At 44.4% G+C, this 25,371-nt stretch carries 18 protein-coding genes and 1 tRNA gene; 12 read left to right on the plus strand and 7 right to left on the minus strand.

Annotated features, from left to right (window positions below; all coding sequences use genetic code 11):
- Nucleotides 1-30 precede the first annotated feature (30 nt).
- Complete coding sequence (gene nagA, locus HXT45_RS01070; RefSeq protein ID WP_421781910.1) at nt 31-1,290, plus strand: N-acetylglucosamine-6-phosphate deacetylase; 1,260 nt, start codon at nt 31-33, stop codon at nt 1,288-1,290.
- A 107-nt stretch (nt 1,291-1,397) separates the two neighbouring features.
- Here the strand turns inward: nagA and HXT45_RS01075 are convergent, their stop codons facing one another.
- The 4 genes from HXT45_RS01075 to tgt form a co-directional block, all read right to left on the minus strand.
- On the minus strand, nt 1,398-2,189 hold the full coding sequence (locus HXT45_RS01075) for a FadR/GntR family transcriptional regulator (RefSeq protein ID WP_101896441.1): 792 nt from the start codon (nt 2,187-2,189) through the stop codon (nt 1,398-1,400).
- Nucleotides 2,173-4,842 (minus strand): exo-alpha-sialidase, encoded by a 2,670-nt coding sequence (locus HXT45_RS01080; RefSeq protein WP_421781912.1) that lies wholly within the window; start codon nt 4,840-4,842, stop codon nt 2,173-2,175. The genes HXT45_RS01075 and HXT45_RS01080 overlap by 17 nt, the downstream gene beginning before the upstream one ends.
- Before the next feature lie 180 nt (nt 4,843-5,022).
- Nucleotides 5,023-5,105 (minus strand) — tRNA-Leu (locus HXT45_RS01085).
- Between the two features lie 381 nt (nt 5,106-5,486).
- Nucleotides 5,487-6,812, minus strand: coding sequence for a tRNA guanosine(34) transglycosylase Tgt (tgt, locus tag HXT45_RS01090; protein ID WP_196485397.1), 1,326 nt, complete (start codon nt 6,810-6,812; stop codon nt 5,487-5,489).
- A 293-nt stretch (nt 6,813-7,105) separates the two neighbouring features.
- Between tgt and HXT45_RS01095 the strand changes: the two genes are divergently transcribed.
- Together HXT45_RS01095 and HXT45_RS01100 are read left to right on the plus strand one after the other, a co-directional pair.
- Nucleotides 7,106-8,971 carry a S1C family serine protease gene (locus HXT45_RS01095; RefSeq protein ID WP_421781915.1) on the plus strand — a complete coding sequence of 622 codons (1,866 nt, stop codon included), beginning with the start codon at nt 7,106-7,108 and terminating at the stop codon, nt 8,969-8,971.
- 9 nt (nt 8,972-8,980) lie between these two features.
- The gene (locus HXT45_RS01100) at nt 8,981-9,691 is read left to right on the plus strand and encodes a nitroreductase family protein (protein ID WP_421781917.1); all 711 of its coding nucleotides are present in this window, start codon (nt 8,981-8,983) and stop codon (nt 9,689-9,691) included.
- A gap of 80 nt (nt 9,692-9,771) precedes the next feature.
- Here the strand turns inward: HXT45_RS01100 and HXT45_RS01105 are convergent, their stop codons facing one another.
- Nucleotides 9,772-11,529 (minus strand): ABC transporter ATP-binding protein, encoded by a 1,758-nt coding sequence (locus tag HXT45_RS01105; RefSeq protein ID WP_421781919.1) that lies wholly within the window; start codon nt 11,527-11,529, stop codon nt 9,772-9,774.
- 46 nt (nt 11,530-11,575) lie between these two features.
- The gene (rlmB, locus tag HXT45_RS01110; protein WP_128831932.1) at nt 11,576-12,571 is read right to left on the minus strand and encodes a 23S rRNA (guanosine(2251)-2'-O)-methyltransferase RlmB; all 996 of its coding nucleotides are present in this window, start codon (nt 12,569-12,571) and stop codon (nt 11,576-11,578) included.
- 178 nt (nt 12,572-12,749) lie between these two features.
- Here rlmB and HXT45_RS01115 point away from each other — a divergent pair, with 178 nt between their 5' ends.
- The 9 genes from HXT45_RS01115 to HXT45_RS01155 all read left to right on the plus strand — a co-directional run bounded on the left by HXT45_RS01115 (nt 12,750) and on the right by HXT45_RS01155 (nt 24,302).
- Nucleotides 12,750-15,710 (plus strand): cation-translocating P-type ATPase, encoded by a 2,961-nt coding sequence (locus HXT45_RS01115; RefSeq protein ID WP_421781922.1) that lies wholly within the window; start codon nt 12,750-12,752, stop codon nt 15,708-15,710.
- A 309-nt stretch (nt 15,711-16,019) separates the two neighbouring features.
- Nucleotides 16,020-17,024: a DNA adenine methylase gene (locus HXT45_RS01120; RefSeq protein WP_421781924.1), complete on the plus strand. Its 1,005-nt coding sequence runs from the start codon at nt 16,020-16,022 to the stop codon at nt 17,022-17,024.
- A gap of 40 nt (nt 17,025-17,064) precedes the next feature.
- A complete protein-coding gene (locus tag HXT45_RS01125) occupies nt 17,065-17,943 on the plus strand; it encodes a type II restriction endonuclease (protein ID WP_421781926.1) in 879 nt (292 codons plus the stop codon).
- Nucleotides 17,940-18,689 carry a TRM11 family SAM-dependent methyltransferase gene (locus HXT45_RS01130; RefSeq protein ID WP_421781928.1) on the plus strand — a complete coding sequence of 250 codons (750 nt, stop codon included), beginning with the start codon at nt 17,940-17,942 and terminating at the stop codon, nt 18,687-18,689. The genes HXT45_RS01125 and HXT45_RS01130 overlap by 4 nt, the downstream gene beginning before the upstream one ends.
- A 97-nt stretch (nt 18,690-18,786) precedes the next feature.
- A complete protein-coding gene (gene dcd / locus HXT45_RS01135; protein ID WP_004131288.1) occupies nt 18,787-19,368 on the plus strand; it encodes a dCTP deaminase in 582 nt (193 codons plus the stop codon).
- A 283-nt stretch (nt 19,369-19,651) separates the two neighbouring features.
- Nucleotides 19,652-20,506 carry an alpha/beta hydrolase gene (locus HXT45_RS01140; protein WP_421781930.1) on the plus strand — a complete coding sequence of 285 codons (855 nt, stop codon included), beginning with the start codon at nt 19,652-19,654 and terminating at the stop codon, nt 20,504-20,506.
- A gap of 29 nt (nt 20,507-20,535) precedes the next feature.
- Nucleotides 20,536-20,967 (plus strand): nucleoside deaminase, encoded by a 432-nt coding sequence (locus tag HXT45_RS01145; protein ID WP_421781932.1) that lies wholly within the window; start codon nt 20,536-20,538, stop codon nt 20,965-20,967.
- Between the two features lie 232 nt (nt 20,968-21,199).
- Complete coding sequence (locus tag HXT45_RS01150; protein WP_032817083.1) at nt 21,200-22,168, plus strand: ketopantoate reductase family protein; 969 nt, start codon at nt 21,200-21,202, stop codon at nt 22,166-22,168.
- A 181-nt stretch (nt 22,169-22,349) separates the two neighbouring features.
- Nucleotides 22,350-24,302 (plus strand): alpha-glucosidase, encoded by a 1,953-nt coding sequence (locus HXT45_RS01155; RefSeq protein WP_004132442.1) that lies wholly within the window; start codon nt 22,350-22,352, stop codon nt 24,300-24,302.
- A gap of 25 nt (nt 24,303-24,327) precedes the next feature.
- Here HXT45_RS01155 and HXT45_RS01160 read toward each other — a convergent pair whose 3' ends face one another.
- On the minus strand, nt 24,328-25,122 hold the full coding sequence (locus tag HXT45_RS01160; protein ID WP_004132443.1) for an SIR2 family NAD-dependent protein deacylase: 795 nt from the start codon (nt 25,120-25,122) through the stop codon (nt 24,328-24,330).
- Nucleotides 25,123-25,371 lie beyond the last annotated feature (249 nt).

The raw sequence follows: 25,371 nt of genomic DNA on the forward strand, positions 1-25,371 counted from the left end.
ACTTCAAAAGCACAATCGCAGGTGAGTGAAATGTCAAAAAATGCATATTTAGACGCCGTAAATAAGATTGATGATTCACTAAAATCAAGTGAGGGGCGCAATTTTGTAGTGCGCAACGTGAGCGTTGTAGACGCGCGCGGAATTGTTCCTAACGCTTGGATTTTGGTTAAAGATGGCGTGATTCTAGAAACTGGCATTTTAGACGAAGACCTTGCGCTTGCGATTAATGCTTGCGGATTGCGCGCATCTGACTTAAGTGTTGTAGACGGGCGTGGCTGTTTTGCTGCGCCAGGCTACATTGATTTGCACGCTCACGGTGCCTGGGAACATTCGTTTGACGACGGCGCCGAAGGGATTGCCATTGCGCGCGCGTATCACATGCTTCACGGAACAACTAGGCAAGTTCTTAGCTTGATTACAAATCCTCTTGACGTAATGCAAGAGAATTTGCGCACTGTTAAGCGTGTTATGCAAACGCGACCAGATGTGCTTGGATCTCACTTAGAGGGGCCGTTCTTGGCGCTTTCTAGAAAAGGCGCGCATGACCCTAATTGCCTAGTGGACCCTACTCCCGAGCGCGTTGAGGCGTTGCTTGAGGCGGCGGATGGCACTTTGCGTCAGATTACTTTGGCTCCAGAGCGAGAACATGGCATGGAGGCGATTAAGCGCTTTGTACAAGCTGGCGTGATTCCAGCAGTGGGGCATTGCGATGCAGATTATCAAACCGCGCGCGCGGCTTTTAATGCTGGCTCTACGCTTATGACTCACATGTTTAACGCTATGAACGGCATTCATCACCGCAAGCCAGGCCCAATTCCTGCAGCCTTGGAGGATTCGCGCGTAACGATTGAGCTAATCAACGATGGTTTCCACGTTGAAAACCCAGTTTTGCGAATGGCGTTTAAGGCAGCGGCTGGAAGGATTGCGTTTGTAACGGATGCTATGGCTGCAACAGGATGCGCAGATGGCGCCTACAAGCTTGGAGCTTTAGATGTTACGGTCACGGGCGGCCACGCAAGGCTTGTTTCTAATGGCGCTATTGCGGGATCTACTTTGATTCTAGAAGTCGCTATTAAACGCGCTGTTAAAGAGCTTGGAATCGGATTGCCAGAGGCGATTGCTGCTGCGACTATTGTTCCTGCTCGCGCGCTTGGAGTAGATAAGCCGAATGCTATAACTAGTGCTCCTTTGGGCTTGGTTGAAAAGGGATATGCTGCCGATTTGCTTTTGCTTAATCCAGGAACTTTGGCAGTTGAGCACGTTTGGTGCGACGGCCATAAAATTTCGTAACGTAAATCGTATCGTTGCGATTAATCGTGATGCTGTAGTACTCAGGCGTCACCATTGAAGATGAAAGAACCGCTCTCGTTTAGTTAGGGAGCGGTTCTTCCATTTATTTAGTGCTTTTGCAGTCTATTAAGCAAAATCGACTGAATAGGCTCGTAATGGTCGTTTACAGCTTGCCTATACCCATCTGCGTCTCCCGCAATAGCCGTTTTTAGCATAAGTTCGTGCGCTCTAGCGGTTTTTTCAAGCTCGTCCGAAACTTCCAGTCCCAATTGTGGCAAAACAGCCATATGCACAAGCCACAAGCATCGCACGAATTGCTCTGCAATCGTATTGTTTACCGCGCGCAAAATGCCCGTGTGGAAAGCAATGTCTTGTTCCAAGAACGTTTTTCCAGCATGCGCCTCTTTTGTCATTATTTCCGAAAGCGCTTCCAGCTCTGGATGCTGCGTTCCCTTAAGTGACTCAACCACCTTATCCGCGCATCCAAGGTCTAGGAATTTTCGCATTTCTACAACGTTGCTTAAGTCTTCAAAATTCTTATTAATGGAGATTAAGGAGCGAAAAGCAAGTGTTTCCACCATTGGATCCAAAGACAAGGAGCCAACAAACATGCCTTTTCCTTGCTTAACTTCCACAATGTTAAGCGCTTCCAGCTTGCGAATCGCCTCGCGCACCGATGACCTTGATGCGCCAATCAAATTGCATAGCATTGGCTCAGTTGGCAGCATGTCTTTTGGTTGCAAGCGTTCTCTTAAAATAAGCGATCTGATTGCGTCCATTGTTTCATCGCAGCGCTTTCTTGCTGCGATTGGAGCGGAGTTAGAGCTTGCTTGCAATAACGATAAGCGGTCTAGTGTTGTCATCTCATCGTCTTCGCGGTTGCTAAATGTCTCTTCCATTTTGGCTCCTTTCAGTTCGCGTGAGTCTTCTCTCTTTTGTGTCTTCCATTTTTTCGTTTGTGTGTACTTTGTTTTTGAAACCTGCGTGCAAACTATCTTGCTGCCAAAGCGAGGAATCTATTGCTGTTATATAAATTCCAGTAGTTTCTCTTTCCCACAGTAGTTGCAAAGTTCGTTTATTGCTAGAGCTAATGCATTGATAAACGTGGTGGAATGGGTTTATGCACACGCTTTTTGCCCACGTTTGCCCGCCGTCGTAGCTAAATCGCACAACTCCGCGGCCGCGGTATGGCATCATTTGACTTGCGTTTGCAAACGCTATGCAGTCTGCATTTTCATTGCTAAAGCAAGTTGCGCTCGGCTGGCTGAATATCTCTGGCAAACTTGTGTCAAAAATCAGCTCGCTCCAAGTTTCTCCGCAATCATGACTAATGGCTTTGCCTACACATCCCGAGCGATTTTGATTGCGGAAGAATGCTAGAATATCGCCATTTTTGCGTTCAACAAACACAGTTTCGGAGCTTGTTGCATCGTCGTCTTGCATTGTTACAGGATCTACGATTTTTCCGTTTATTAATCGCCCTTCGTTAATCATTTTGCCTCGGCTCCACGTTTTGCCGTCGTCATCCGAAATAAGCGCTCCCGAAGAATAGTGCGATTTGCTTTGGCCGCTGCAATAGAATGGCACGAGTATTCTGCCGTAATGTTTTTCGTTTTGTCTAATAACAATTCCGTTCCCTGGGCATACTCCCGCAAAGCTCATCCATGGCTCCTTAACCATGTGGTCGATTAAGCGTGGCTCGCTCCACGTTTTGCCGTCGTCGTCCGAATAGATTTGCGCTATATAACACGTTTTTTCGGCGAATAATGGCTGATCTTTGCTCGCTGTTTCGGGCGATTGCCATATGTTCCACGTGGAACGGTCGCAAGTTTGACTATTGTGCGAGTTATTGCTTGAGTCGCCACTCAAATCGCCATTTTTTATGCTTCCATCTGGGTAAATTAGCCAATTTGTTGCGCATTCTTTTTCGCTAGAATCGCATGGCAATTTTACGGCCGCGCTTTCATCCATTGCCGCCGCGTAGTGGCCACCTAAGCGGTCTATAAGCTTGATTCTTCCGCGCGTGTCCACGCCTACAACGGTTTTGCAATTTGTTAGCCCAATTCCGCCAGGATTAATGTCGATTAATACGTTGATTCTTTCGCTTTTGCCTTCTGGGTCTAAAACAGGGCAGGAGTCGATTGCGCTAGCGCCCAGTTTTCCAAGGTTTTTGCCAGGCATGTTGATTACTGTTTTCAAAGGCCCCCACGTTTTGCCGCCGTCCGCGGATTTGCGAATCACAAAGTTTATGTGGTTTGGAGCGTCGTTTGAAACACTTGTTCGCTGGTCTGCTCCTGCGATTAGCGTTCCCATGTGCGTTTTTACAAGCGACGGTATTCTGTAGCTTCGCGAGCCCGCATATCCCGTGTCAAATAGTGCGGTTGTTACAAGTGGCTTTACTCTTGATATTCTTTGGATTTGGCCTTCGGTTAGTGCGCTAAAGTAGATTCCGCCTGTTCTAGCTTCGCCCATTAATCGCACTCCGCGCAAGTCTTCGCCAATGCTTACGGCGTTTAAGTCTGGTATGTTTGCAAACCAGAATTGTCCTATGTTGTGCGACTGGCTGTATCCGTCTACGTAAATGTCGGTTGTTCCGCGATTTGCGCGAACAATCAAGTCGTGCCATTCGCCGTCGTCAACGCTTGCGGCTGCTTCGATTACGCTTTTTACGCACGTTTCGTCGTCGATTAGCGTGATTTTTATGCCTTCTGGTCCTGCATACACGCTTATTTTTTCGCTGGATTCTAGATTAGTTTTTGTTCCAATAGTTCCAGCAGCAAAAAGCACTCCATGTTGGCCCGGGCCTCGCAATCTAAATTGAATGTGCAAAGTTCCGCTCGACTTGCAAGATACGCGTTTTATGTCTCTTGCGCAAATCGTAGGTCCTGCAAACCATATGTCTGGCTGTGCCTGTGTGGCTGAATTTGCGATTTCTTCTGGATTTGGCAAGTGGTTTGAGTAGTAAAAGTCGTAGATTTGCGAAGATTCTGCCTGCGCTGCACACACTTCGGCCGCTTTTTCGCTCACTCTTTGCGGTCCAAGATTCGTTGCGCTCGCAAAGCATTGGTATCCGTCTAAATAGAATCGGCTTCCAAAACTTCCGTACGTTACTGCAAAATCGTGTTCGCGCCAATCGCATGCGCCTAGCGCATCTTCCATGTGTAGCGCAATTTCTTTCGCACCATTTGCATCCGCGCTATCTTCTAAAAGATTTTGCGCAACAAGTAGTGGAGCATCTTCTTTAATAATTATTTTTATTATTGGAGTTGCGTGCTCTTGATGCGCGGAAGCTTGCGACTTTTCCGCGGGCTTAATATTTAATAAATCGCAATCCGCATTTGCTACAAATTTGAACCTTATTATTCCTTCGTTCTGATTTATTCCATCGTTTTTATCTTTACGATTGATGCTCGATGCGTTTTCGCTATATTCTTTGATTTCGCTAGATGGTGTAATTTTTATTACGGCATGATTGAATCGCGTGTGTGCCGAACCCCCGATATTGGCAATTTCTTCACCCAGGTTCGTCGTCTTCGTTGAACGACGTTCCATTTTAGTCCTCCATGACCGTAAAAATTAAAACACCAATGTTTTAACACGTCTGACGTCTTATGACGTTCACTATTCAGTCTATCACACATTTTTAAGCAAATGCACAATTGTTGCACATTGCGTTGCAAAATGATGCTACAAAACAAGAAAGAACGTTGAAAAATCAACGTTCTTAAAGAGTGCGAACGGCGGGACTTGAACCCGCATGAGCATACACTCACTGCCACCTGAAGACAGCGCGTCTACCATTCCGCCACGTTCGCATACAGACCACAAAGCTACCATATTTGCAGCCGTTTAGCAAATACGCTTCTAGTGTGTTGTTACAAATTTGCTCAAATAGCGTCACCAAGTGTGGTAGAGATTCGAGATTTTTCGCCGCGAGCGAGGTGAGCCTCAGCGCCGAAGGTGGTGACTCGCCGAGAGAGCAAGAAAAATCGAGAATCTCGGTGATGAAAGCTACGCAAAAGTTCTAGATATCCAGAAGGTTTGATGTATTTCTCTACGAGCAATAAATAGCGCCATACTGAGGCCTTGGAATATTAACGTTCATAAGACCCCCGTAAAGGAGCGCGTCACTTGCGAGGAGAGAAATACTCAAACCTCGCGCAATACCAAGCAAGGAGCGCGCAACACCAGATAAATTATCCTCGCGATCCATTTTCGTAGTAGTGCGCAAGCGATTCGTCGCGGAAGTCTTCAAAATATCCGCCGTCAATCGACGCGCGAATGTCGTCTAGAAGTTTAACAAAGAATCGCTCGTTGTGAATAGTGGCAAGCGTGTATCCGTTCATCTCTTTAGCGCGCAGCAAATGGCTAACATACATGCGCGAATAATGCGTGCAAGTGTAGCAATCGCAGCCAGCTTCAAGCGGACCCTGATCGTGCTTAAATTCCGCGCGCTTTACGTTGTATCGCCCATGGCGAGTAAAAATCGCGCCGTTTCTGCCGCATCGCGCAGGGGCAACGCAATCAAACGTGTCTCCGCCGTTTTCTACGCAAGCAAAAATGTCGTCAACTGCCGCGATTCCAAGCACGTGGCGAGGGCGATTTTCTGGCATGGCATCGCAAATCCAAGCGCAAGTATCTCCAATAATGCGCTTTTCGATTGCGCCGCCGATTCCAACGCCGTCAAAGTCGAGCGAAGCAATTTGTTCTGCCGCGCGCCTACGCAAATCCTCGTAATTTGCGCCTTGAACAACTCCATACAACGCCTGATATGGCTTTCCCAATCGCGTCTCGGTTAATCGCTTGTGTTCTGCAACGCATCGCTTGGCCCATCGGAAGGTGCGCTCAACAGACTCTTCTTGGTAGCGGCGAGTGTTCATAAGTGTTGTAAGCTCGTCGAAAGCAAACATAATATCTGCGCCAAGCTTGTGCTGAATTCCCATTGAGATTTCTGCGCTGAATCTATGAATCGAGCCGTTTAGAGGAGACTTAAAAGTGACGCCATCTTCGTCAACGAATGCCATGCGCTCTTTGCCAGCTGCGATTACGTCGTCGGACTTCATGCCAGTAACGTCCATTGCAAGCGTCTTTTTGAATCCTGCTCCAAGCGAAAGCACTTGGAATCCGCCAGAATCCGTAAAAGTTGGGCCATCCCAGTTCATAAACTTTGCAAGACCGCCAGCTTCGTCTAAAATGTCTTCGCCAGGGCGCTCATATAAATGGAATGCGTTAGAAAGCATGCATTGGCCGCCCAGGTCTTTTATTGACTCTGGTAGCACGGCCTTCATTGCGCCTTGAGTTGCAACTGGCACAAACGCAGGCGTGTGAATATCGCCATGAGGCGTGCGAATCACGCCAGTTCGTCCGTATCTGGCTCCGTCTTTTCCTTTACCATCTGCAGCATTTTCTAAACGTGTTTTTGTTGTAAACGAGAATTCGCTGCGATCTCCTGGCTTACCAGGCTCTGCTCCGCGTGGGTGTTCAATAAGATTAGTCATACCTTTTACTCTATTAGAAGGCATGACGATACGCGCATAAGTTGCGGCATTGCGCGCGGAAAAGTCGCAAGCAGCCGTTCGTTAAATTTTACGTGTTTTTATAATTTTTATAAAAATAGTTAGCTAATTTATGGGTTATATGTGGTATTTATACGGCATTTATACTACTAAATATTCAGGTAATTTTAAGAGCGGCACGTTTAACTCGTATTGTAAACGCAAAATTGTGTAAAAATTGCACATTAATTGCATATTAGCTTGTATGAATTTGTGTAATCAGATTAGAGTATGCTTTGTAAAAGATTTAAGGAGGATTAATGGCTGACGATATTTACGATTCTAAGGCCTACGATTCTAGTGAAGAGCAAAATGGCAATGCTTCACAAAGCCAATCGGAGCCAACGAGTGCGCAGGAAAATCATGTGAATCCAGAGCAGATTTATAGACCAGCTCCCGAATACGGAGCGTATGGTCCTGTAGATGCTGGCGATGCTAATAGTGATGCAAATAAGAATAGCGGTGATTCTAATAATTTTGGCGAATCGTTGCAAAATCAAGAGCAAAGTGGCGTGAGTGGTGCAAGTGTAGCGAATAGCGCAAATAGCCGTGATTATGAGAAATCAGAATATGGCAACGATTTAGATAACCCATTTTTGCCATATGGCGATCCATATGATAGCAATGGAGAGCAAAAGCAAACTAGATTCGGCAATCCTTACGATTTGAGCGATGATAATAGCGCGGATAATAGTGTGGAAAGTCAGCCTGCTGAAGCTTCAAATCAAGCGTCAGGCCAAATGCAAAGCCAATCGCCAAGCCAAATGCTAGGCCAAAATCCAAATGTGGTTTATAAAAAGCGCGGATTTAAGGCGGAATCTAAAGAAAACTCAACAATAATGGTGGCAATTGTGTCATCCATTATTTCTGCAATTGTGTGCGTTGTTGTAATGGCGTTTGTTCTCACTCAAGGCTTGATTCCTATTCCAGGCGCGGGAACACTTGCAGATGTGGGTGCGCAAAGTCCTTCAAAAGGAACAGCCGTAGTAAAAGGAGGTCAGTCTCCCGATTGGCGCTCGGTTGCTAAAAACGTTTCTGGCGGAGTTGTGTCTATTCAGGCGCGCAATAGCAAAAACATGAGCAAAGGCTCTGGCGCAATAATCGACAAGCAAGGTCATGTTGTTACAAACAACCACGTTATTGCTGGCATGCAACAGCTCCAAGTAACGCTTTCTAACGGTCAGATTTACAAGGCTAAGCTTGTTGGAACAGATAAAACTACTGATTTGGCTGTTCTTAAAGTAGACGGTTTGCCTAGCAGCGTAAAGCCAGTTGATTTTGCGGATTCGGACGCGCTCGCGGTTGGCCAGCCAATAATGGCAATCGGAAATCCACTTGGATACGACGATACTGCTACAACAGGCATTGTTTCTGCGCTTAATCGCCCAGTTTCTGTTATGGATGATCAAAGTCGTTCGGAAATCGTTACAAATGCTGTGCAAATTGATGCCGCAATCAACCCAGGTAATTCGGGCGGCCCAACTTTTGACGCTTCTGGAAAAGTGATTGGTATTAACTCGTCTATTGCTGCAACTTCTGCAAGAGGTGGCACAGCAGGTTCTATTGGAATCGGCTTTGCTATTCCATCTAACCTTGTTAAGCGCGTAGTAAACGAGATCATTAAGCATGGTTCTGTAAAGCACGTTGCTCTTGGAATTATGGTTAAAAGCGTAAATGTAACGCAAAATAACATTACGCGTGGCGGCGCTCAAGTGGCGTCTGTAACGCCTGGTGCTCCTGCTGCAAAAGGTGGAATGCGTGCTGGAGATACAATCGTAGCGTTTAATGGCAAGTCTGTTACAAGCAACTACTCGCTGCTTGGATTTGTGCGCGCTACCGCTTTGGGAGATAAAGCAACAATAACGGTTGTTCGCGGTAATGGAACTGTAAATCTAACAGTCAAGTTTAACCAAGAAGAAGCTGCGGTTAATGGAGCAACTCGTCAAGATCCTCGCTCGCTAAGAAAGCGCGGCAACAAGAAGCCTGATTCTTCCGATAAGAAGAGCCAGAATGGCAATGGCGGCGATTCTTCGGATGATGACGACGACACTTTGGATCAGCTTCCTAGAGGCGGAGACGACGATTCCGACGACGGTGGCATTTTTGACCCATTCGGTTTTTGGTAAACTGATACCATGACCTACAAAGATTTTAGCCAACTTGCATCGGAGCGGTTTTCTGCACGCGACTTTTTGAACAAGCCGATTGAGCAAAACGTTTTAGAGTCAATATTGCACACTGCTTCTCTTGCACCAAGCTGTAGCAACACAAGAGCTTATGCGCTTGCTATTGCGCAAGGCAGCAAAAAAGACAACATTGTAAAAGCTTATTTAGATAAGTGCAATGCAATGCTTAAAGCCAAAGATAAGAGCTTGAGCGAATCTGAGCGCGCTCAGTTTGCTCAAGAGTCAGCGCCTAATGGCGACGTTCCTGTTGCAAAGCCGTATCCTAGCGACTTAAAGCAGCGAAGCGCTAAACTCGGTCTAGCGTTATATTCGCATTTAGGAATCGAAAGGCACGATTTTGCAGCCAGGAACGCCCATACGCGCAGGAATTTCGAGGCTTTTGGAGCGCCCGTTATTGGCTTTGTTTTAGCTAGGCGCGATTTTATGCCGTTTGCTGCAATGGACGCTGGCCTTATGTTGCAAACTCTGTTTCTTGCTGCTAAAGATTTAGGTGTTGACTCTTGCCCTCTTGGTGTTTTGTCAACTTGGCGGAGCCCATTAGACGCGGAGTTTGAAATTCCAGAAAACATGGAGCTTTTAACTGGATTTGCGCTTGGGTATGCTAGCGATTCGCATACAAACGAGTTTAGAGCCGAGCATCCAAAGATTGAGCTGCTGTAGCTGTTGTTTAGGGATTATTTAGTGGTTGTTTAGCGGTTGCTAAGTTTATTGCTTAGTGATTGCTAAACAACCGCTTTTGCCTATTTTATGTTCGATTTTCGCTCGTAAATAGTTGCAGTGCTTTCCCAAACAAGAGCTTTCCAAGATGTTTTAACGTTGGAAACAGTGTGCGCTTTGTAGTGCGAAATGTTGTAGTTTAATGCCAAGAAGTAGTACCACGGTTGGATGGATTCGCTAACAAAGAACTCTGGCTCGCCCTTTGCGGCGCACGCTGCCAACTCTTTTTCTTGCTGACTTGCAGACGAGCTTTCGTTTGTTATAAAAGTCTTGTTTTTGTAGGCACAATCTATAAGATTCTTAGAAAAATAAGGGTTTGCGCCCACTAAAAGCCACGAATATTGGTGAGTGTCGATTTCTTCGTGCGAAATAACGTTTCTACTTTCGTCAACTTGCTCGTAATTATGGAGCCAAGATGCTACAAAACGCTTATTTTGCAAGTGATTGCTAGATATGTATTGCGCTACGGCTCTAGAAGGCGAATAGTCAAACAGAATGTCGTTTACGCAAGCGAACGCGTTCCAAATTAGGCTTGGTGCAAGGATTATTGAGATTAGTAAGTTGATTTTCAAAGCTTTGTTTTTTATAAATCTGGATTTAGTAGTGGCGATTTTAACAAAAATCGCAGGAATATCGTTGCTGCTAAGTGGCTCTTTTATGTGACTTATCCAAAGCACACTAAGCAAAAACACAAAGATTAGACCTGCGTGGTGAAGCGTAAAATAGCGAACAGCTACGATTGTAAGAACGAGATAAGGGATTACAAGAACTGCAAGAAGTTTTCTTCGCATGGTGATTTTAATTGCAAATGCCCAAATCGCAAGGCTAAACAGCGTGCATATTGCAATTGGCAAAAAGTCAAAAGGCATTCTTCGCATTGAAATATCGCCATAAAAGCTTGTAAACATGCTTTCGGAAGGCATTACGAATATAAAAGCAAAGCATTTTGCGATTGTTGAATTGCCATCAATCGTTGCGCGAGTGGCGAACGCGTTTTTTGCTGGCCATGCAAGAGCAAGGTTTGCAACGCCAAAAATGGCGATTAATCCCCAAGATATAAGTCGTGCCAAATTTGATGCGATTGACGGTATAATTGTTGCCTTAATCGCGTGAAAAATTGCATTAAAATCAAGAGTTTTATTGCGAGTTTTGCTAAGACCTTCGTTAAGGTTTTTGTTAATATTCTTGCTAAAAACTCGCCAAATCCAAGCAATCGTAAATCCTGCAGCAAACGCGATTCCATACACGCTAAGCAGGCACATAAACATAAGACTAATCGCAAGTTTGCAAGCGCTAGAAGTCTTAGAATCCGCACTATTCCAGTAATGTGCCGCTACTAGCAAGCTTAAGCAAAGCAAAGCGTACGGTCTTGAAGTAACTCCGTATTGGAAGCAAGCAAAATAAGTAAACGGAATAAGAAAAGTTACAAGGCTACTTGCGTGCTTAAAAGGCGACTTAAAAATAAGCCACGCGCCAAGTAAGCTTGCGCAAACCAGCTGAATGCCCTTAATTCCAAACTCGTATGGAACGCCATTTTTGGCTGCAATCGCAAGTAAAAGATTCCAAAAAGGAGGGTGACCTTCGTAATGTGTTCTAATGCTAAAAATGCTTGCGATTGGCGAATCGCGCGCAATCAGCCAGCTTTGAGCTTCGTCGAACCAAGGTTCGTGGAAACACATTACGATTGCAATAATCGCAATGTATAGAACAAAAGCCAATAGCTGTGCCAATGTGCGCGCGTTATGTGAGCTTTGTAAATTGCGTAGCTTTAAAATCCGCATTACCGTTAACTCTTAAATCCGCAATACTCTTAATTGCAAACAATTGCTAATTTTGACTTAAAGCGGCAAGCCTACGCGCATTAGCAACAGCATACAAGCTGATTCCAGCAGCAACGGATGCGTTAAGCGATTCAACAGCGCTAGAAATTGGGATTCCAGCAATAGCATCGCAAGCTTCGCGCGTTAGGCGACTCATGCCTTTGCCTTCGCTTCCAAGAACTACAACAAGCGGATCGGTTTCAAAGCCAGTTTCGCCAACAAGCTTGTCTCCGCCGCCGTCCAGGCCAATCACGTACCATCCGCGCTCGCGCAAACCTTGAATCGCCTTGTTTAAATTCACAACGCGAGCAACAGGCAAGTGCGCTGCGGCTCCTGCAGAAACCTTCCAAGCTGCAGCCGTAACAGATGCGCTTCTGCGCTCTGGCAAAATTACGCCATTTGCGCCAAAAGCGGCTGCGGATCGAATAACAGCACCAAGATTTTGCGGATCGGTAACTCCGTCTAGCGCTATAAACAATGGGCGTGCGTTAATGCGTGCAGATGCAGAATCCGCTGCTTCCATAGCGCGAGCCTTCTTTTCTGCGCGATCAACAAGCTCTTGCAACGAAGAGTATTGATAAGGCTGCACCTTTAAAATAATGCCCTGATGATTAGTGCTGTGAGCAATGCGATCCATCTCCAGGCGATCTGCCTCCAAAAGTCGCAAGCCTTGCATGCCAGCAAGCTTAACGATTTCGCGCGTGCGATCGTCGTGCTCAATGCGATTTGCAACATAAAGCTGCGTGCTAGGAACGCCTACGCGCAAAGCTTCAAGAGCTGCGTTTCGCCCAATAACCAACTCATCGCTATCTGTGCCCAACTTATCTACTCTGCGTCTTGCAGCCAAACGCGGATCTGCAAAAGTGCGCTTAATCGCAGCTTTTTTAGCGAAATAAGCTTTATGATAAACGCGATCTTCTGCCTTAGGAGTAGGCCCCTTGCCGCGCAATGCGTTACGATGTTTTCCACCCGACCCCTTGGTCGGTCCTTTTTTCATAGCCATATTCTTATTCTCACACGCCCCCGAGGCATTAGTATTTGGCGCTTTATGTGGCATAATAGAACGGTACTTAATTATTGTTATTGCAATAATCCACAACCGCGCAATAATCAAGATTTTGAGTTAACTTTGCATAAATCTTGATTATTGACTACTCCGCGGCGCTCCCAAGGGGGAAAATATGGTTGATCAAAGCGATCAATCCAAAGATCCGTCATTGCAAGACGCACAAAGTGTTGCAGATGCGCTTAATGTAAATGTTTCTACTGGTCTAAGTAGCGATGAGGCTTCTAGAAGGCTCGCGCAATTTGGCCCGAACGCTCTAGCTGGTGCTCCTAAAACGCCAGCGTGGAAAAGGTTCCTCGAACAGTTTAAAGATCCGCTTGTTTACTTGCTTATAGCGGCAACTATTATTTCCGCAATCGCATGGTTTGTTGAGCGCGCACAGCATGGTGGCGAAAGTGGCGGCGAAGTTTTGCCGTTTGACTCAATAGTTATAATCGTGATTCTTATAGCAAATGCAGTTTTGGGCTATATTCAAGAGTCGCGCGCGCAAGAAGCGGTTGAGGCGCTGGCAAAAATGAGCGCTCCACAAACGTCTGTTCTTAGAGATGGGCGAGTTATGCGCATAGATACAGCGGATGTTGTGCCTGGAGATATTTTGGTTCTTGGCGAAGGCGATGCTGTTTCTGCAGATGCAAGGCTTATTGCAGCAGCTTCTTTGCGCGTTGCGGAAGCAAGCCTTACGGGAGAATCGGTTGCCGTTAGCAAGCGTCCAGAAACTCTAGCTTCGCCAAAGTCTTTGGCAGACCGCACAAACATGGTGTTTAATGGCACTGCCGTAACGCAAGGCACTGGCCGCGCAATCGTCACGTCTACTGGCATGAAAACTCAGGTTGGAAAAATCGCGGATATGCTTTCTAGCGCGCAAGAAGAAGCCACGCCTCTCGAGAAGGAGATGGTTCGCGTATCTAAGGTTCTTGGAATCGCAGTGTGTATTATTGCAGCCGTTGTGCTTGCGTCTATGTGGGCTCTTGAAGGCTTCCACACTATTGAAGACGTTATAGATTCTTTGCTTCTTTCTGTTTCTCTTGCTGTTGCTGCTGTTCCAGAAGGCTTGGCTGCTATTTTAACGGTTGTTCTTGCTTTGGGCGTTCAGCGCATGGTAAAGCATCATGCTGTTGTTAAAAAGCTTTCGTCTGTAGAAACTCTTGGCTCTGCATCTGTTATTTGCTCCGACAAAACGGGTACTCTAACTAGAAACGAGATGACTGTTGAGCGTGTTATAACGCCTAGCGGCCAAGTACAGCTTACGGGTAGCGGATATAAGCCAGAAGGACGAATGGTTTTGCTGGGTTCTTTAGATGCGGATTTGGCGGTTCCTCCAGCTCTAGCTACAGAGGTGATTGGTGCGCTCGGATCTGGGTATTTAGCAAACGATGGCGATTTGCACTACAATGAATCGTCTGACGCATGGCAGCCAGTTGGCGACCCTACCGAGGTTTCGCTTATTGTTGCGGCTCGCAAAACCAAGGCAGACAAGCGTTACGCGCATCTTAGTCGCGTTGCGGAAGTGCCATTTACTTCTGAGCGCAAACGCATGTCTGTTGTTGTTAAAGACGATTCGGATTCTGGGAATCTTATTGTTTGCGCAAAAGGCGCTCCAGATGTTTTGCTTTCTTATTGCACGCGAATCGCAGTAGCTGGCGCTGTTCGTCCGCTTACAGAAGGAGACCGCGAAGAAATTCTTGCAAATGTGGAAAAGCTCTCTGGCGAAGCTTATCGCACGCTTGCAATGGCGTATAGGCCGCTTGGCGTAGATAGTTTAGCTAAAGTTAGCGGCATGGTTTCTAATGCTGCTGGCCAAATCGCAGATGTTGCTGAGCAAAGCGACGTTTTGGAATCTGATTTGATTTGGAACGGCATGGTTGCGATTATTGATCCTCCTAGAATCGAAGTTCGAGATAGCGTTGCTCAAGCGCATCGTGCTGGAATCCGAACTGTTATGATTACTGGCGACCATCCGCTTACGGCTGCTCGAATCGCTAGCGACCTTGGCATTATTGGAAAAGATGAGCATGCTCTTACTGGCGATGAGCTTGACGAGTTGCTTTCTAGAGATGACGACAATATTGCTTTCGACGATGCTATTAGCAAAGTGAGCGTGTATGCGCGAGTTGCTCCAGAACACAAGCTTGCGATTGTTTCCTCGCTACAAAGGCAAGGCAATATTGTTGCTATGACTGGTGATGGCGTAAACGATGCTCCTGCTGTAAAGTCGGCAGATATTGGCGTTGCAATGGGCATTACGGGTACGGAAGTCACTAAAGAATCCGCCAAGATGATTTTGGCAGATGACAACTTCTCTACAATCGTCGCAGCTGTGCGCGAAGGTCGCGGAATTTTCGACAATATTCGTAAATTCTTGAGATATTTGCTTAGCTCCAACGTTGGCGAAGTGTTCACCGTGTTTGGTGGTGTAGTGTTTGCTGGCGCTTTGGGAATTACGCAGCCAAACTCTGTAGGCGTGACTTTGCCTTTGCTCGCAACGCAGCTTTTGTGGATTAATTTGCTTACGGACGCGGCTCCTGCGCTCGCAATGGGTGTTGATCCGCAAACGGATGACGTTATGAATAGGCGTCCGCGAAGACTTACGGATAGCGTTATTGATAAGCCAATGTGGGGAGACATTGTGTTTATTGGCGTGATTATGGCAGCTATAACGCTGATTGGCATGGATATGCATTTGGCTGGCGGATTGTTTACAGACCGCTCCACAACTGTTTTAACTCATGCTGCTCAAATGACTCACGCGCGCACAATGGGCTTCACTATTCTTGTGTTTGCTCAAATGCTTAATGCTTTGGCCTCTCGCTCGCATTTGCAAAGCGTATTTGTTGGCTTGTTTGCAAATCGTTGGCTTTGGGGTGCAATCGCAGTTTCCGTAGTGTTGCAGCTTGCTGTAATTTATATACCATTCCTTAATGGCCCGTTTGGCACAGTTCCGCTCGACTTTATGGAGTGGGTGGAGTGCCTTGGGCTTTCAATGGTTGTGCTTATTGCTTCGGAGTTAAGAAAGTGCGTTTTGCGATTTATTGCTAAACGCAAAGCTGCTTCTTCTGTTGCAATTTCTGCCATCTAAAGCTGCTTTTATTTGATTAGTGTTATTTGATTAGTGGCCACTTTTTGCGTGATTTTTATTGCGCTTTAAGTGGCCATTTTGTTTTTGCTATTTACTTTATAAATCAATATTTTTTGCAAAACAAAATATAAAAATTAAAGTTATCCACAATTTTTATATTTTCTTGATATTGCAACATTTATTTATAAAGTTGTATTCAATAATGAAATTACTTAAATGGTAAGTAATTTTCGTATAAAACATATTTTGCAATTATTTGATTGCGAAATATATATTTTGAAAATAGTAAAAATATACGTTAGGGGAATTATGAGAGTAGAAGATAAACAAAATCTGATTTGTAAAGCTGATAGTACAATAGTTACTCAAGGGCAATTGAATATATTAGGCTTGGAGAATTTGATTAAAGTGGCGCAGCTAAAACCGTTTTTGAAGTGGGCAGGTGGGAAAAGTCAACTTCTTAATGAGATTAAGAAGTATTACAGATTTTCTGATTCTAGTATTACCAAGTATGCTGAGCCGTTTATTGGTGGCGGAGCAGTATTATTCGATATTTTAAGTTTGTACGATTTACAAGAAGTATACATAAGCGATATTAACGCTGATCTTATTAATACTTATAAAGTAATTCGAGATAATATTGACGATCTGATTGTTTCTCTTAAAAAGTTATCAAATGAATTTTTGCCATTAGATATGCCTGCGCGTAAGGAATATTACTTAAGCAAGAGAGAATTATTTAATTCTATTGACTGTGTGGATTCGTCAAATGTGGATTCGTCAAAAAATGTTATAAAAGCAGCTTTAATGATTTTTCTTAATAAGACTTGCTTTAATGGATTGTTCAGAGTTAATAAAAAGGGCTATTTTAATGTGCCGATGGGAGTGTATAAAAATCCGCTAATTTGTGACGAGAATAATTTACGAGCGATTTCTAAAAAATTGCAAAATGTCACAATTGTGTGTGGAGATTACAGAAAATCAGCCGATTTTATTGATAATCATACTTTTGTCTACTTTGATCCTCCATATAGGCCAATCACAAAAACAGCAAGTTTTACAGCTTATACAAGTCAATCTTTCGATGATAAAAATCAAGTGGAACTTGCTAACTTCGTATCCCTTTTAGATAAAAAGGGAGCGAAAATAGTTGTTAGTAATTCAGATCCAAAGAATACTAATTGTGCAGATAACTTCTTTGACGAAATTTACTCTTCATGTTCTATTAAACGAGTTGACGCTACAAGAATGATTAATAGTAAAGCTGAAGGAAGAGGAAAAATCAAAGAATTACTGATATCTAATTTTAAGTAGATATTTAATTTAATAATTTTTACATTTATGGGAGTAAGAGATGGAACGTGATTTTAATAAATGGATTTTGACTTTTAGAAAAAGTATTGCAACTTATGGGTACTATTGTGATTTCCAAAAGATTTATGCGAATGTAGATAGTATAAAAGTTGAATTAAACATATTAAATTCATTAGTTGGTTCGCATAATATTGATCAAGATTTTGATAATCTTATAAACAAGTATCCAGAAGTTGTTAAATGCATACCAATCCTTCTGGCTGTTAGATCCTATGAGATATATTGCCAAGATAATTCTGGGAACAATACTTTTTATTTCGATCCTAATAAATTCAGTTCATTATCAAAACTTGAGCGCGAAAAATATAAATACTTTATGCATAAAACTGGATTATTCGAACTTTTGCAACATCATATTGTTACAAATCTAGTTGACTATGTAACTGGTATTGAAACTGGTCTTGATTCTAATGGTAGAAAGAATCGAGGCGGTCATCTTATGGAAGATCTTGTAGAAAGCTTCATTCAATCTGCAGGGTTTATAAAAGGTGAAAATTATTTTAAAGAAATGTATATTCACGAGATTTCCGATAAGTGGAGTATTGATCTTTCCCCAATATCTAATCAAGGAAAAATGGAGAAACGATTTGACTTTGTTGTAAAGACAGAAGAAACTGTATATGCAATTGAGACAAATTTTTACTCTTCTAGCGGCAGCAAGCTGAATGAAACTTCTCGTAGCTATAAGACTCTTGCTCTTGAGAGTAACAGTATTAAAGGTTTTACATTTGTATGGTTTACAGATGGAGAGGGTTGGAAAAACGCTTCTCATAATCTTGAAGAAACTTTTGATGTTATGAAAAATATTTATAACATTGCGGATATGGAAAATGGGATTATGGGGGAGATTTTCAGATGACTGTTACATCAATAAAACGGTGGGAACCTGAAAATTTTGAATTAGAGATGACTACACATTGGTCATTTCCTGATCGCGGTAATTGGGCCACTCATGATTCAAAGTGGCGGGGCAATTGGTCTCCATATGTTGTTAGGAATCTTCTTTTACGTTATTCTGCAGAAAAAGATTTAGTATTAGATCAGTTTGTTGGTGGCGGTACTACTCTAGTGGAAGCCAAGTTGCTAAATCGTGATGTAATTGGTGTTGATGTTAACGATATTGCGCTTAATCGTTGTAGAGAAAAAGTGTCGTTTAACCACGAAGGGGCAGATGGAAGAGTTTATATACGTAAAGGTGACGCTCGTAATTTAGATTTTCTTGATGATGAAAGTATAGATTTTATATGCACGCATCCGCCGTACGCAAATATCATCAAATATAGTGATAATATACCAGAAGATTTATCGTTGCTTAAAGTTGATGCGTTTTTGAGCCAAATGAAAAAAGTTGCCGAAGAAAGTTATAGAGTTCTAAAAACAAACAAGTTTTGTGCTGTTCTTATGGGAGATACTCGTCAAAAGGGATGTATGATTCCAATGTCTTTTGACGTAATGAAGATATTCCAAAATGCTGGATTTACGTTGAAGGAAATAATCATAAAAGAGCAGCATAATTGCAGAGCAACAGGTTATTGGAAAACAAATAGTATTAAATATAATTTTTTGTTGATTGCTCACGAATATTTATTCGTTTTTAGAAAATGATTATGTGATGCATAGACCGCGGCACGCGCTACACTTGGCATATAAGTGTGTTTAAGTGTTTGTTTTACGAAGTTTTATCGCAAGGAGATTTGACGTTATGCTGTTGTCTGATCGCGACATTCTCAAAGCTCATGACGAGGGTCATATTGATTTGACTCCATGGACCCCACAAATGGTGCAGCCTGCGTCGATTGATGTGCGGCTCGATCGATTCTTCCGCTTGTTCAATAATCACGCTTACACGTACGTGGATCCTGCGGAAAATCAGGGGGAGTTGACTGAGCAGTTTGCGGTTGCGCCTGATGAGCCTTGGATTTTGCATCCTGGCGAGTTTGCGCTTGGCTCCACTTGGGAGTATGTGAAGTTGGATTCAACGATTGCTGCGCGCTTAGAGGGCAAAAGCTCGCTTGGCCGTCTTGGAATTTTAACTCATTCCACGGCTGGCTTTATTGACCCAGGTTTTGAAGGCCACATTACTTTGGAGCTTTCAAACGTTAGCACTCTGCCAGTTAAATTGTGGCCAGGCATGAAGATTGGCCAAATGTGCTTCTTCCAGCTAAGCTCTCCATGCGAGAATCCTTACGGTTCTTCTGTTAACGGATCTCACTATCAAGGTCAGCGCGGTCCAACTCCGTCTAGGTCTTACGAGAACTTCTATCGCGCAAATTTGGAAGATTAGTCTTAATTAAGATTTGATTAGTCTTGATTAGCCTCGATTAGTATTGATTTTTAAGAAAAATCAGGGGAAAAGTAGAAAACTTTCAGCAAGTTATCAGCTAGTTCACTAGCAGCGCTAAGGATTGTGTGTTTTCATAATATTAGTGAAAAACTTAAAAGGTAATCACGAAAGCTTATTCATATTTTTTCCTTAAATTTAGACCCCAGTCCAAGCGGCTGGGGTTAAATTTTTATATAGTCTTCGCGCGTTTATAAATGCCAAAGCTGTGCCGTATGCTGTAGTTATGACTAATCATAACGGTGTGATCTCTAGTGAGTTCGACAACGGCGAATTTAACAATAATGATTTTGGCGGCGGAAATAACGGCAACAGCAACGCCAATAATGGCGATTTTGGCAGCGAAGACAATGCTTCTGGAGCTTCAAATGGCCTTCATGCTGGCCGCGAATCTAGTGTTGTTCCAGGCAGATTCGGCGAAGATTTGCATGTAAGCGTTGCTAAGTATTCTCGAAGCGAAGCATCTGCATACGCCACAAGGCCTCTTCTTTTGCTGTTGCACGGATGGGGTTCAAACGAGGACGATTTGCTTGACTTAATGCGCGTTGTGGCTCCTTATAACGATGCGATTTCTTTGCGTGCTCCACTTCGCTTGGCTCAAGGCGCTTACAGTTGGTTCCATGATGCTGTGCCTAACGGAGATGACTTAGACCGAGATATGTATGCTGCGGCTGCTGCGATTGATGAGTGGGTTGCGGCGAACGTTCCCGAAGACCGCGCTGTTGTTCCATTCGGTTTTTCGCAAGGTGCGGCTCTTGCGATTCATGTTCTTAGGCTTAATCCAGATCGCTACCGCGCATCCGTTGCGCTTTCTGGCTTTGTAGCTCCTAATATTGCTAAAGATATTTCTCTTAACGACGACGTTCTTGCGGATCTTAACACGCCTGTTTTCTTTGGCTACGGTTTGGATGATGCTGTTATTGCTCCTTACGAGTTTTCTGCGGCTGCAGCCTGGCTTGAGGAGCATACGTGGCTCGAAGAGAAGCGTTACCGCGGGCTTGACCACGCAGTTCACATGGAAGAACTTGGCGATATTCGCTCTTGGTTTGCGTTGCACAATATTTCTTCGGGGTTAATGTGACTTTCAGCGCGCGCGAATATGTTTCACTCATGCAAGAGGCATTGCGACTTGCACAAGTTGCTGCCGATTGTGGAGAAGTTCCAGTTGGCGCTGTTGTTGTAGATGGTTCTGGTGCGATTATTGGCCGCGGCTCTAATCTTCGCGAGCAAGACGCGGACCCTCTTTCTCACGCAGAAATTCTTGCGATTAGGCAGGCGGCAGATGTGCGCAAGTCTTGGAATCTTAGCGATTGCACGCTTGTTGTTACTTTGGAACCTTGTCCAATGTGCGCTGGCGCGATTTTACAAACGCATATTAGTCGCGTTGTTTTTGGCGCATGGGATTCAAAACTTGGCGCATGCGGATCTGTTTGGGATATTTTGCGAGATCCTCATATTGGCTCGCATCCGCAAGTTTTTGGCTCCGTTTGCGAATCGCAGTGTGTGCAATTATTGCGTAATTTTTTCGAAAATCATAGATAAAACTGAATAATTTTTTAATTAGAAACGCTGTAAAGATGTAATTAGAAAAATTTTGACATTTTCAAAAAACTGTGTAATATGCTATAAAAACCGAAGAGCAGTTGACTGATTGTTTTTCACTCATTCAGTCTTCTGCTTTTTGTTATATTCGTGGTCGCTTACGCGTAATCCATATAAATGAAATCTATGAATTTATGTGCGAGCGCCACTTTACCTACAGGGAGGTGTCATTATGAGTGACATGAAATATGCAATGATCGGTTCGGGCGCTATGGGATATCGCTATGGCGTTTTGTTGCAGGAGACGGCTGGTATTCATGTTGATTTCATTGATGCCTGGGATGAAAATGTGAATAAGGTTCGCCAGCAAGGCGGCGTAATGGTTAGCCGAGATCACGAGAATCGCCATCTTGTGCCAATCAATATGTATACTCCAGAAGATTATGACGGCGATCCAGATGTGTGGATTGTGTTTATGAAGCAAATGCAGCTTGCGGAGATGTTGGAGCGTTGCAAGCATTTGTTTAAGGATCATCAGGTTGTGTTCGCTGCAATGAACGGTTGGGGCCATTTTGAAAAGCTTCAGCAATATTTCTCGGACGATCGCATTTACGGCGGTACTGCAATGATTGCAACCGTGCTGAATGGTCCTGGAGACGTTGATTTTATTGGTAAAGTTGGCGTTGGCACAATGAATATGTGTGCGTTGAACGAGCAAGTGAGCGATGTTGAGCTTGCTATGCGAGATGATTTTAAAGCTGCTGGCTTGAACCCTACTATTACGGAAGATTTCAAGGGTACGTGCATGGCAAAGGTAGTTTTTAATTCCGTAGTTAACACTTTGTGCACAATGTATCAGATTCAAATGGGTCAGTTTATTTCGTACCCAGGGGCTATGGATATGGCTCGTCAACTTATTAACGAAGCGTACGATGTATGCGATCGTGCAGGAATTCGTATGGTTAATACGCGTCAGCAGGAGTTGGAGGCTATTGACTACGTGAGTCGCGTGGCAAATCCTTTGCACTATCCTTCAATGTATCAAGATATGAGTCGTGGTCGAAAGACAGAAGTTGATTATATAAACGGATATATTGCAAAGCTTGGTCGCGAAAATGACTACGTTTGCCGCACTCACGAGTTCTTGACTCACGGAGTTCATTTGGCGGAGCTTGCATTCAAATTGCATAATCAGCAGTGATTTGGAGAGTATTCTGCAATTCGTACAATGAATGAGAAGGAGGCACGGCTCGTAGTTTTTACTGCGGGCCGCTTTTTATATTGTTAGTGTTTAAAAAATGTGCTTGTAAGATAGTTAAAGTATAGAATTGTAAACGTTGTGAATAATAAAAATAAATAATAAAAATATTAATGGGGTTTATATGACTACTTTTAACAGAGCAAACTTGCCGCAATCCGTGCGCACAAACGGCGCTACGCCAAACCCTTGGTGGGCAAATGCAGTTGTGTATCAGATTTATCCGCGAAGCTTCCAAGACACTAACGGCGACGGAATAGGCGATTTGAAGGGCATTACTTCGCGTCTTGACTATTTGGCTGATTTAGGTGTCGACGTGCTTTGGCTTAGCCCTGTTTACAAGTCTCCACAAGACGATAACGGCTACGATATTTCCGATTATCAAGATATTGATCCGCTTTTTGGAACTTTGGAAGATATGGACGAGCTTTTGGCAGAAGCGCACAAGCGCGGCCTTAAAGTTGTTATGGATTTAGTAGTAAATCACACTTCCGACGAGCATGCGTGGTTCCAGGCTTCAAGAGATGCTTCTAGCGACTACGCGGATTGGTATTGGTGGAGGCCAGCACGCAAAGGATGTGTGCCTGGAGAACCAGGTGCGGAGCCAAATAAGTGGGGTTCGTATTTTGGCGGCTCGGCGTGGACGTATGATCCAAAGCGCGGCGAATATTACTTCCATCAGTATTCGCCAAAGCAGCCAGATTTGAATTGGGAAAATCCTGCCGTTCGCGCTGCAGTGTACAAGATGATGAATTGGTGGATGGATCGCGGAATTGACGGCTTCCGCATGGATGTAATTACGCAAATTTCTAAGCGCATAGATAGCGAAGGGCGTTTGCCAGGGGAATACGGTTCGCAGATTGAAGATGCGCCAGCAGGCGATGACGGCTACTCTTCACCGTATTTCTTCTGCTCCGATGGCCCTCGCTTAGACGAGTTTTTGCGCGAGATGCGCGAAGCGGTTTTCAAGGGTCGCGAAGGTTTCTTAACTGTTGGCGAAGCTCCTGGAATTTCCGCGCATCGAAACACTTATATTACAAATCCTGCTAATGGCGAGCTAGACATGCTTTTCTTGTTTGATCAAGTTAATGTTGATTGCGCAAATGGAACTAAGTGGAATCCTATTCCTCTTAAGTTGACGGCATTAAAGCGCGCAATGACGGATCAGCAGCAAGCAGTTAGCGAGGCTGGTTGGGCGAGCCTGTTCTTTAATAATCACGATCAGCCGCGTGCGCTTTCTCGCTGGGGTAGTGAGGCTAGTGATGAGATGCGCGTGCTTTCTGCTAAGGCGATTGCAATGCTTCTTCATATGCATCGCGGTACTCCGTACGTGTATCAGGGTGAAGAAATTGGCATGACAAACGCGCACTTTACGCGTCTTGAGCAGTATCGCGATTTGGAAGCGTTGAATATGTTTAAGCAGCGCGTAGAAGAAGCGCATATTCAGTCTGCGGAGTCTATGATGGATGCGCTCGCAAAGCGCGGTCGCGATAATTCTCGAACTCCAATGCAGTGGAATGCGTCTAAATATGCGGGATTCATGCCTTTTAATGTTCCGTCGCAAAATAATGCGCAGCCGTGGATTAGCGTGAATCCTAATTATGTAGATATTAATGCGGCGGAGCAAATGGAAGATTCGGATTCCGTTTACTCGTTCTACAAGCGTTTGATTGAGTTGCGCCATTCGCAGCCTGTTGTTTCAGCTGGTTCTTGGAATTTGGTTGATGCGGATGACGAGTGCGTTTACGCGTTTATTAGGCAGGTTGAGCAGACTTGTGATAATGCTAAGGCAGATGTGGCAGATGAGGCAGGTCTTGAGCATGGTGTGAGTTCTTCAAGCGCGGTTGCTTGCGATTTGCCTTGTGCTTCTGTAAAGAAGTTGCTCGTAATGGTAAATATGACGGATTCATCTGTAGCAATACCTGCTCAAAGTGCCGAATTGTTGCGTAATATCGCCTCTAACGGCGCATCGTATGATGATGTGATGATTTCTACGTACAGCGCGGATCATGCCCTTAAATCGCTTAAAAATGGCACGCTTGCGCCGTGGGAGGGAATTGCCGTTAGCTTGCAATAATTATTTTGGAGTTACTTTGCAATAGTTACTTTGCAATAGTTTCGTCTACTAACTTTGGCAGAGCTTTAGCAATATCTTCGCGTATTATGCGCTCTGCCAAATAATCGTATTGCGTAGCGCCCAGGTTCATTATTGTAATCGGCACTCCTGCGCGAGCGGCTAGCGGTACAAGGCTTGCAGCTGGAAACACTTCTAGCGTAGATCCAATAACCCACAGCTCGCTTGCGTGCATAATCGCCTGCGCGCTGCGTTCCATTGCTCCTTCGGGCAGAGCTTCCCCAAAATATACAACGTCTGTTTTTATAAGGCCGTTGCAAGGCATGTTTCCGCGGTATGGCAGCGCGCGCCTGCAATGTGGGTCTGGGTGTGCGTCTAAGTCGCGCATAATATCCGCAGTTTTATAGCTCGCGTGGCAGCTCATGCAGTGTGATGTTCCAATGCTTCCGTGCAAGTTCACTACAATACCTGGGCTGTTTCCAGCTTTTTCGTGAAGCGCATCAAAGTTTTGAGTGGCGATTAAGTCCAGCATTCCAGCTTTCTCAAGTTTTACTAGCGACTTATGCGCTGTTCCAGGCTGAGCGTTCCAAACTGGCGACTCTTTTTGCCATCGCCAAGAGTAAATGCGTTCTTCTTCGCTGCTTAAAAACGCGTCAATGTCGTAAACGCTCATTTGTTCTGGGTGTTTAGTCCAAACTCCATCTGGGCCTCGAAAGTCTGGAATGCCCGCGCTTGTAGATATTCCTGCGCCTGTTAGTGCAACAATGTGATGGTGTACGCTGTTGTGTGCGCTGCTCTTGCTGTTTTTCTCGCTATTTCTCATATACCTATATATAGCACGCCTAGGTATAGCACGTACACATGTTGTGTGCATATATATTGTTTGTTTTGCTTGCGTTGTGTATTTTGTATTTTGCTTATGTTGATTGCGCGACACTCCCGTGTTTTGGTTTTTGGGGGTGTTTTTCTTGTTTTTTTGGATTATTTTTGTTGTGTTTTTGTTGGTGTGTGGTTGCGTGGCGTTTTTTTGCGTGTTTTAGCCGTGTTTTCAACACGCCGATGTTTTGGCTTT

It is taken from the genome of Gardnerella sp. DNF01199S, assembly GCF_049244155.1.
In the GTDB taxonomy this organism is placed as follows: Bacteria; Actinomycetota; Actinomycetes; order Actinomycetales; family Bifidobacteriaceae; genus Bifidobacterium; species Bifidobacterium piotii.

Bases quoted from the DNA above. Each gene is read 5' to 3' on its own strand.
- nagA (WP_421781910.1), top strand. From the start codon at position 31: ATGTCAAAAAATGCATATTTAGACGCCGTAAATAAGATTGATGATTCA.
- HXT45_RS01075 (WP_101896441.1), bottom strand. From the start codon at position 2,189: ATGGAAGAGACATTTAGCAACCGCGAAGACGATGAGATGACAACACTA.
- HXT45_RS01080 (WP_421781912.1), bottom strand. From the start codon at position 4,842: ATGGAACGTCGTTCAACGAAGACGACGAACCTGGGTGAAGAAATTGCC.
- tgt (WP_196485397.1), bottom strand. From the start codon at position 6,812: ATGCCTTCTAATAGAGTAAAAGGTATGACTAATCTTATTGAACACCCA.
- HXT45_RS01095 (WP_421781915.1), top strand. From the start codon at position 7,106: ATGGCTGACGATATTTACGATTCTAAGGCCTACGATTCTAGTGAAGAG.
- HXT45_RS01100 (WP_421781917.1), top strand. From the start codon at position 8,981: ATGACCTACAAAGATTTTAGCCAACTTGCATCGGAGCGGTTTTCTGCA.
- HXT45_RS01105 (WP_421781919.1), bottom strand. From the start codon at position 11,529: ATGCGGATTTTAAAGCTACGCAATTTACAAAGCTCACATAACGCGCGC.
- rlmB (WP_128831932.1), bottom strand. From the start codon at position 12,571: ATGGCTATGAAAAAAGGACCGACCAAGGGGTCGGGTGGAAAACATCGT.
- HXT45_RS01115 (WP_421781922.1), top strand. From the start codon at position 12,750: ATGGTTGATCAAAGCGATCAATCCAAAGATCCGTCATTGCAAGACGCA.
- HXT45_RS01120 (WP_421781924.1), top strand. From the start codon at position 16,020: ATGAGAGTAGAAGATAAACAAAATCTGATTTGTAAAGCTGATAGTACA.
- HXT45_RS01125 (WP_421781926.1), top strand. From the start codon at position 17,065: ATGGAACGTGATTTTAATAAATGGATTTTGACTTTTAGAAAAAGTATT.
- HXT45_RS01130 (WP_421781928.1), top strand. From the start codon at position 17,940: ATGACTGTTACATCAATAAAACGGTGGGAACCTGAAAATTTTGAATTA.
- dcd (WP_004131288.1), top strand. From the start codon at position 18,787: ATGCTGTTGTCTGATCGCGACATTCTCAAAGCTCATGACGAGGGTCAT.
- HXT45_RS01140 (WP_421781930.1), top strand. From the start codon at position 19,652: ATGACTAATCATAACGGTGTGATCTCTAGTGAGTTCGACAACGGCGAA.
- HXT45_RS01145 (WP_421781932.1), top strand. From the start codon at position 20,536: ATGCAAGAGGCATTGCGACTTGCACAAGTTGCTGCCGATTGTGGAGAA.
- HXT45_RS01150 (WP_032817083.1), top strand. From the start codon at position 21,200: ATGAGTGACATGAAATATGCAATGATCGGTTCGGGCGCTATGGGATAT.
- HXT45_RS01155 (WP_004132442.1), top strand. From the start codon at position 22,350: ATGACTACTTTTAACAGAGCAAACTTGCCGCAATCCGTGCGCACAAAC.
- HXT45_RS01160 (WP_004132443.1), bottom strand. From the start codon at position 25,122: ATGAGAAATAGCGAGAAAAACAGCAAGAGCAGCGCACACAACAGCGTA.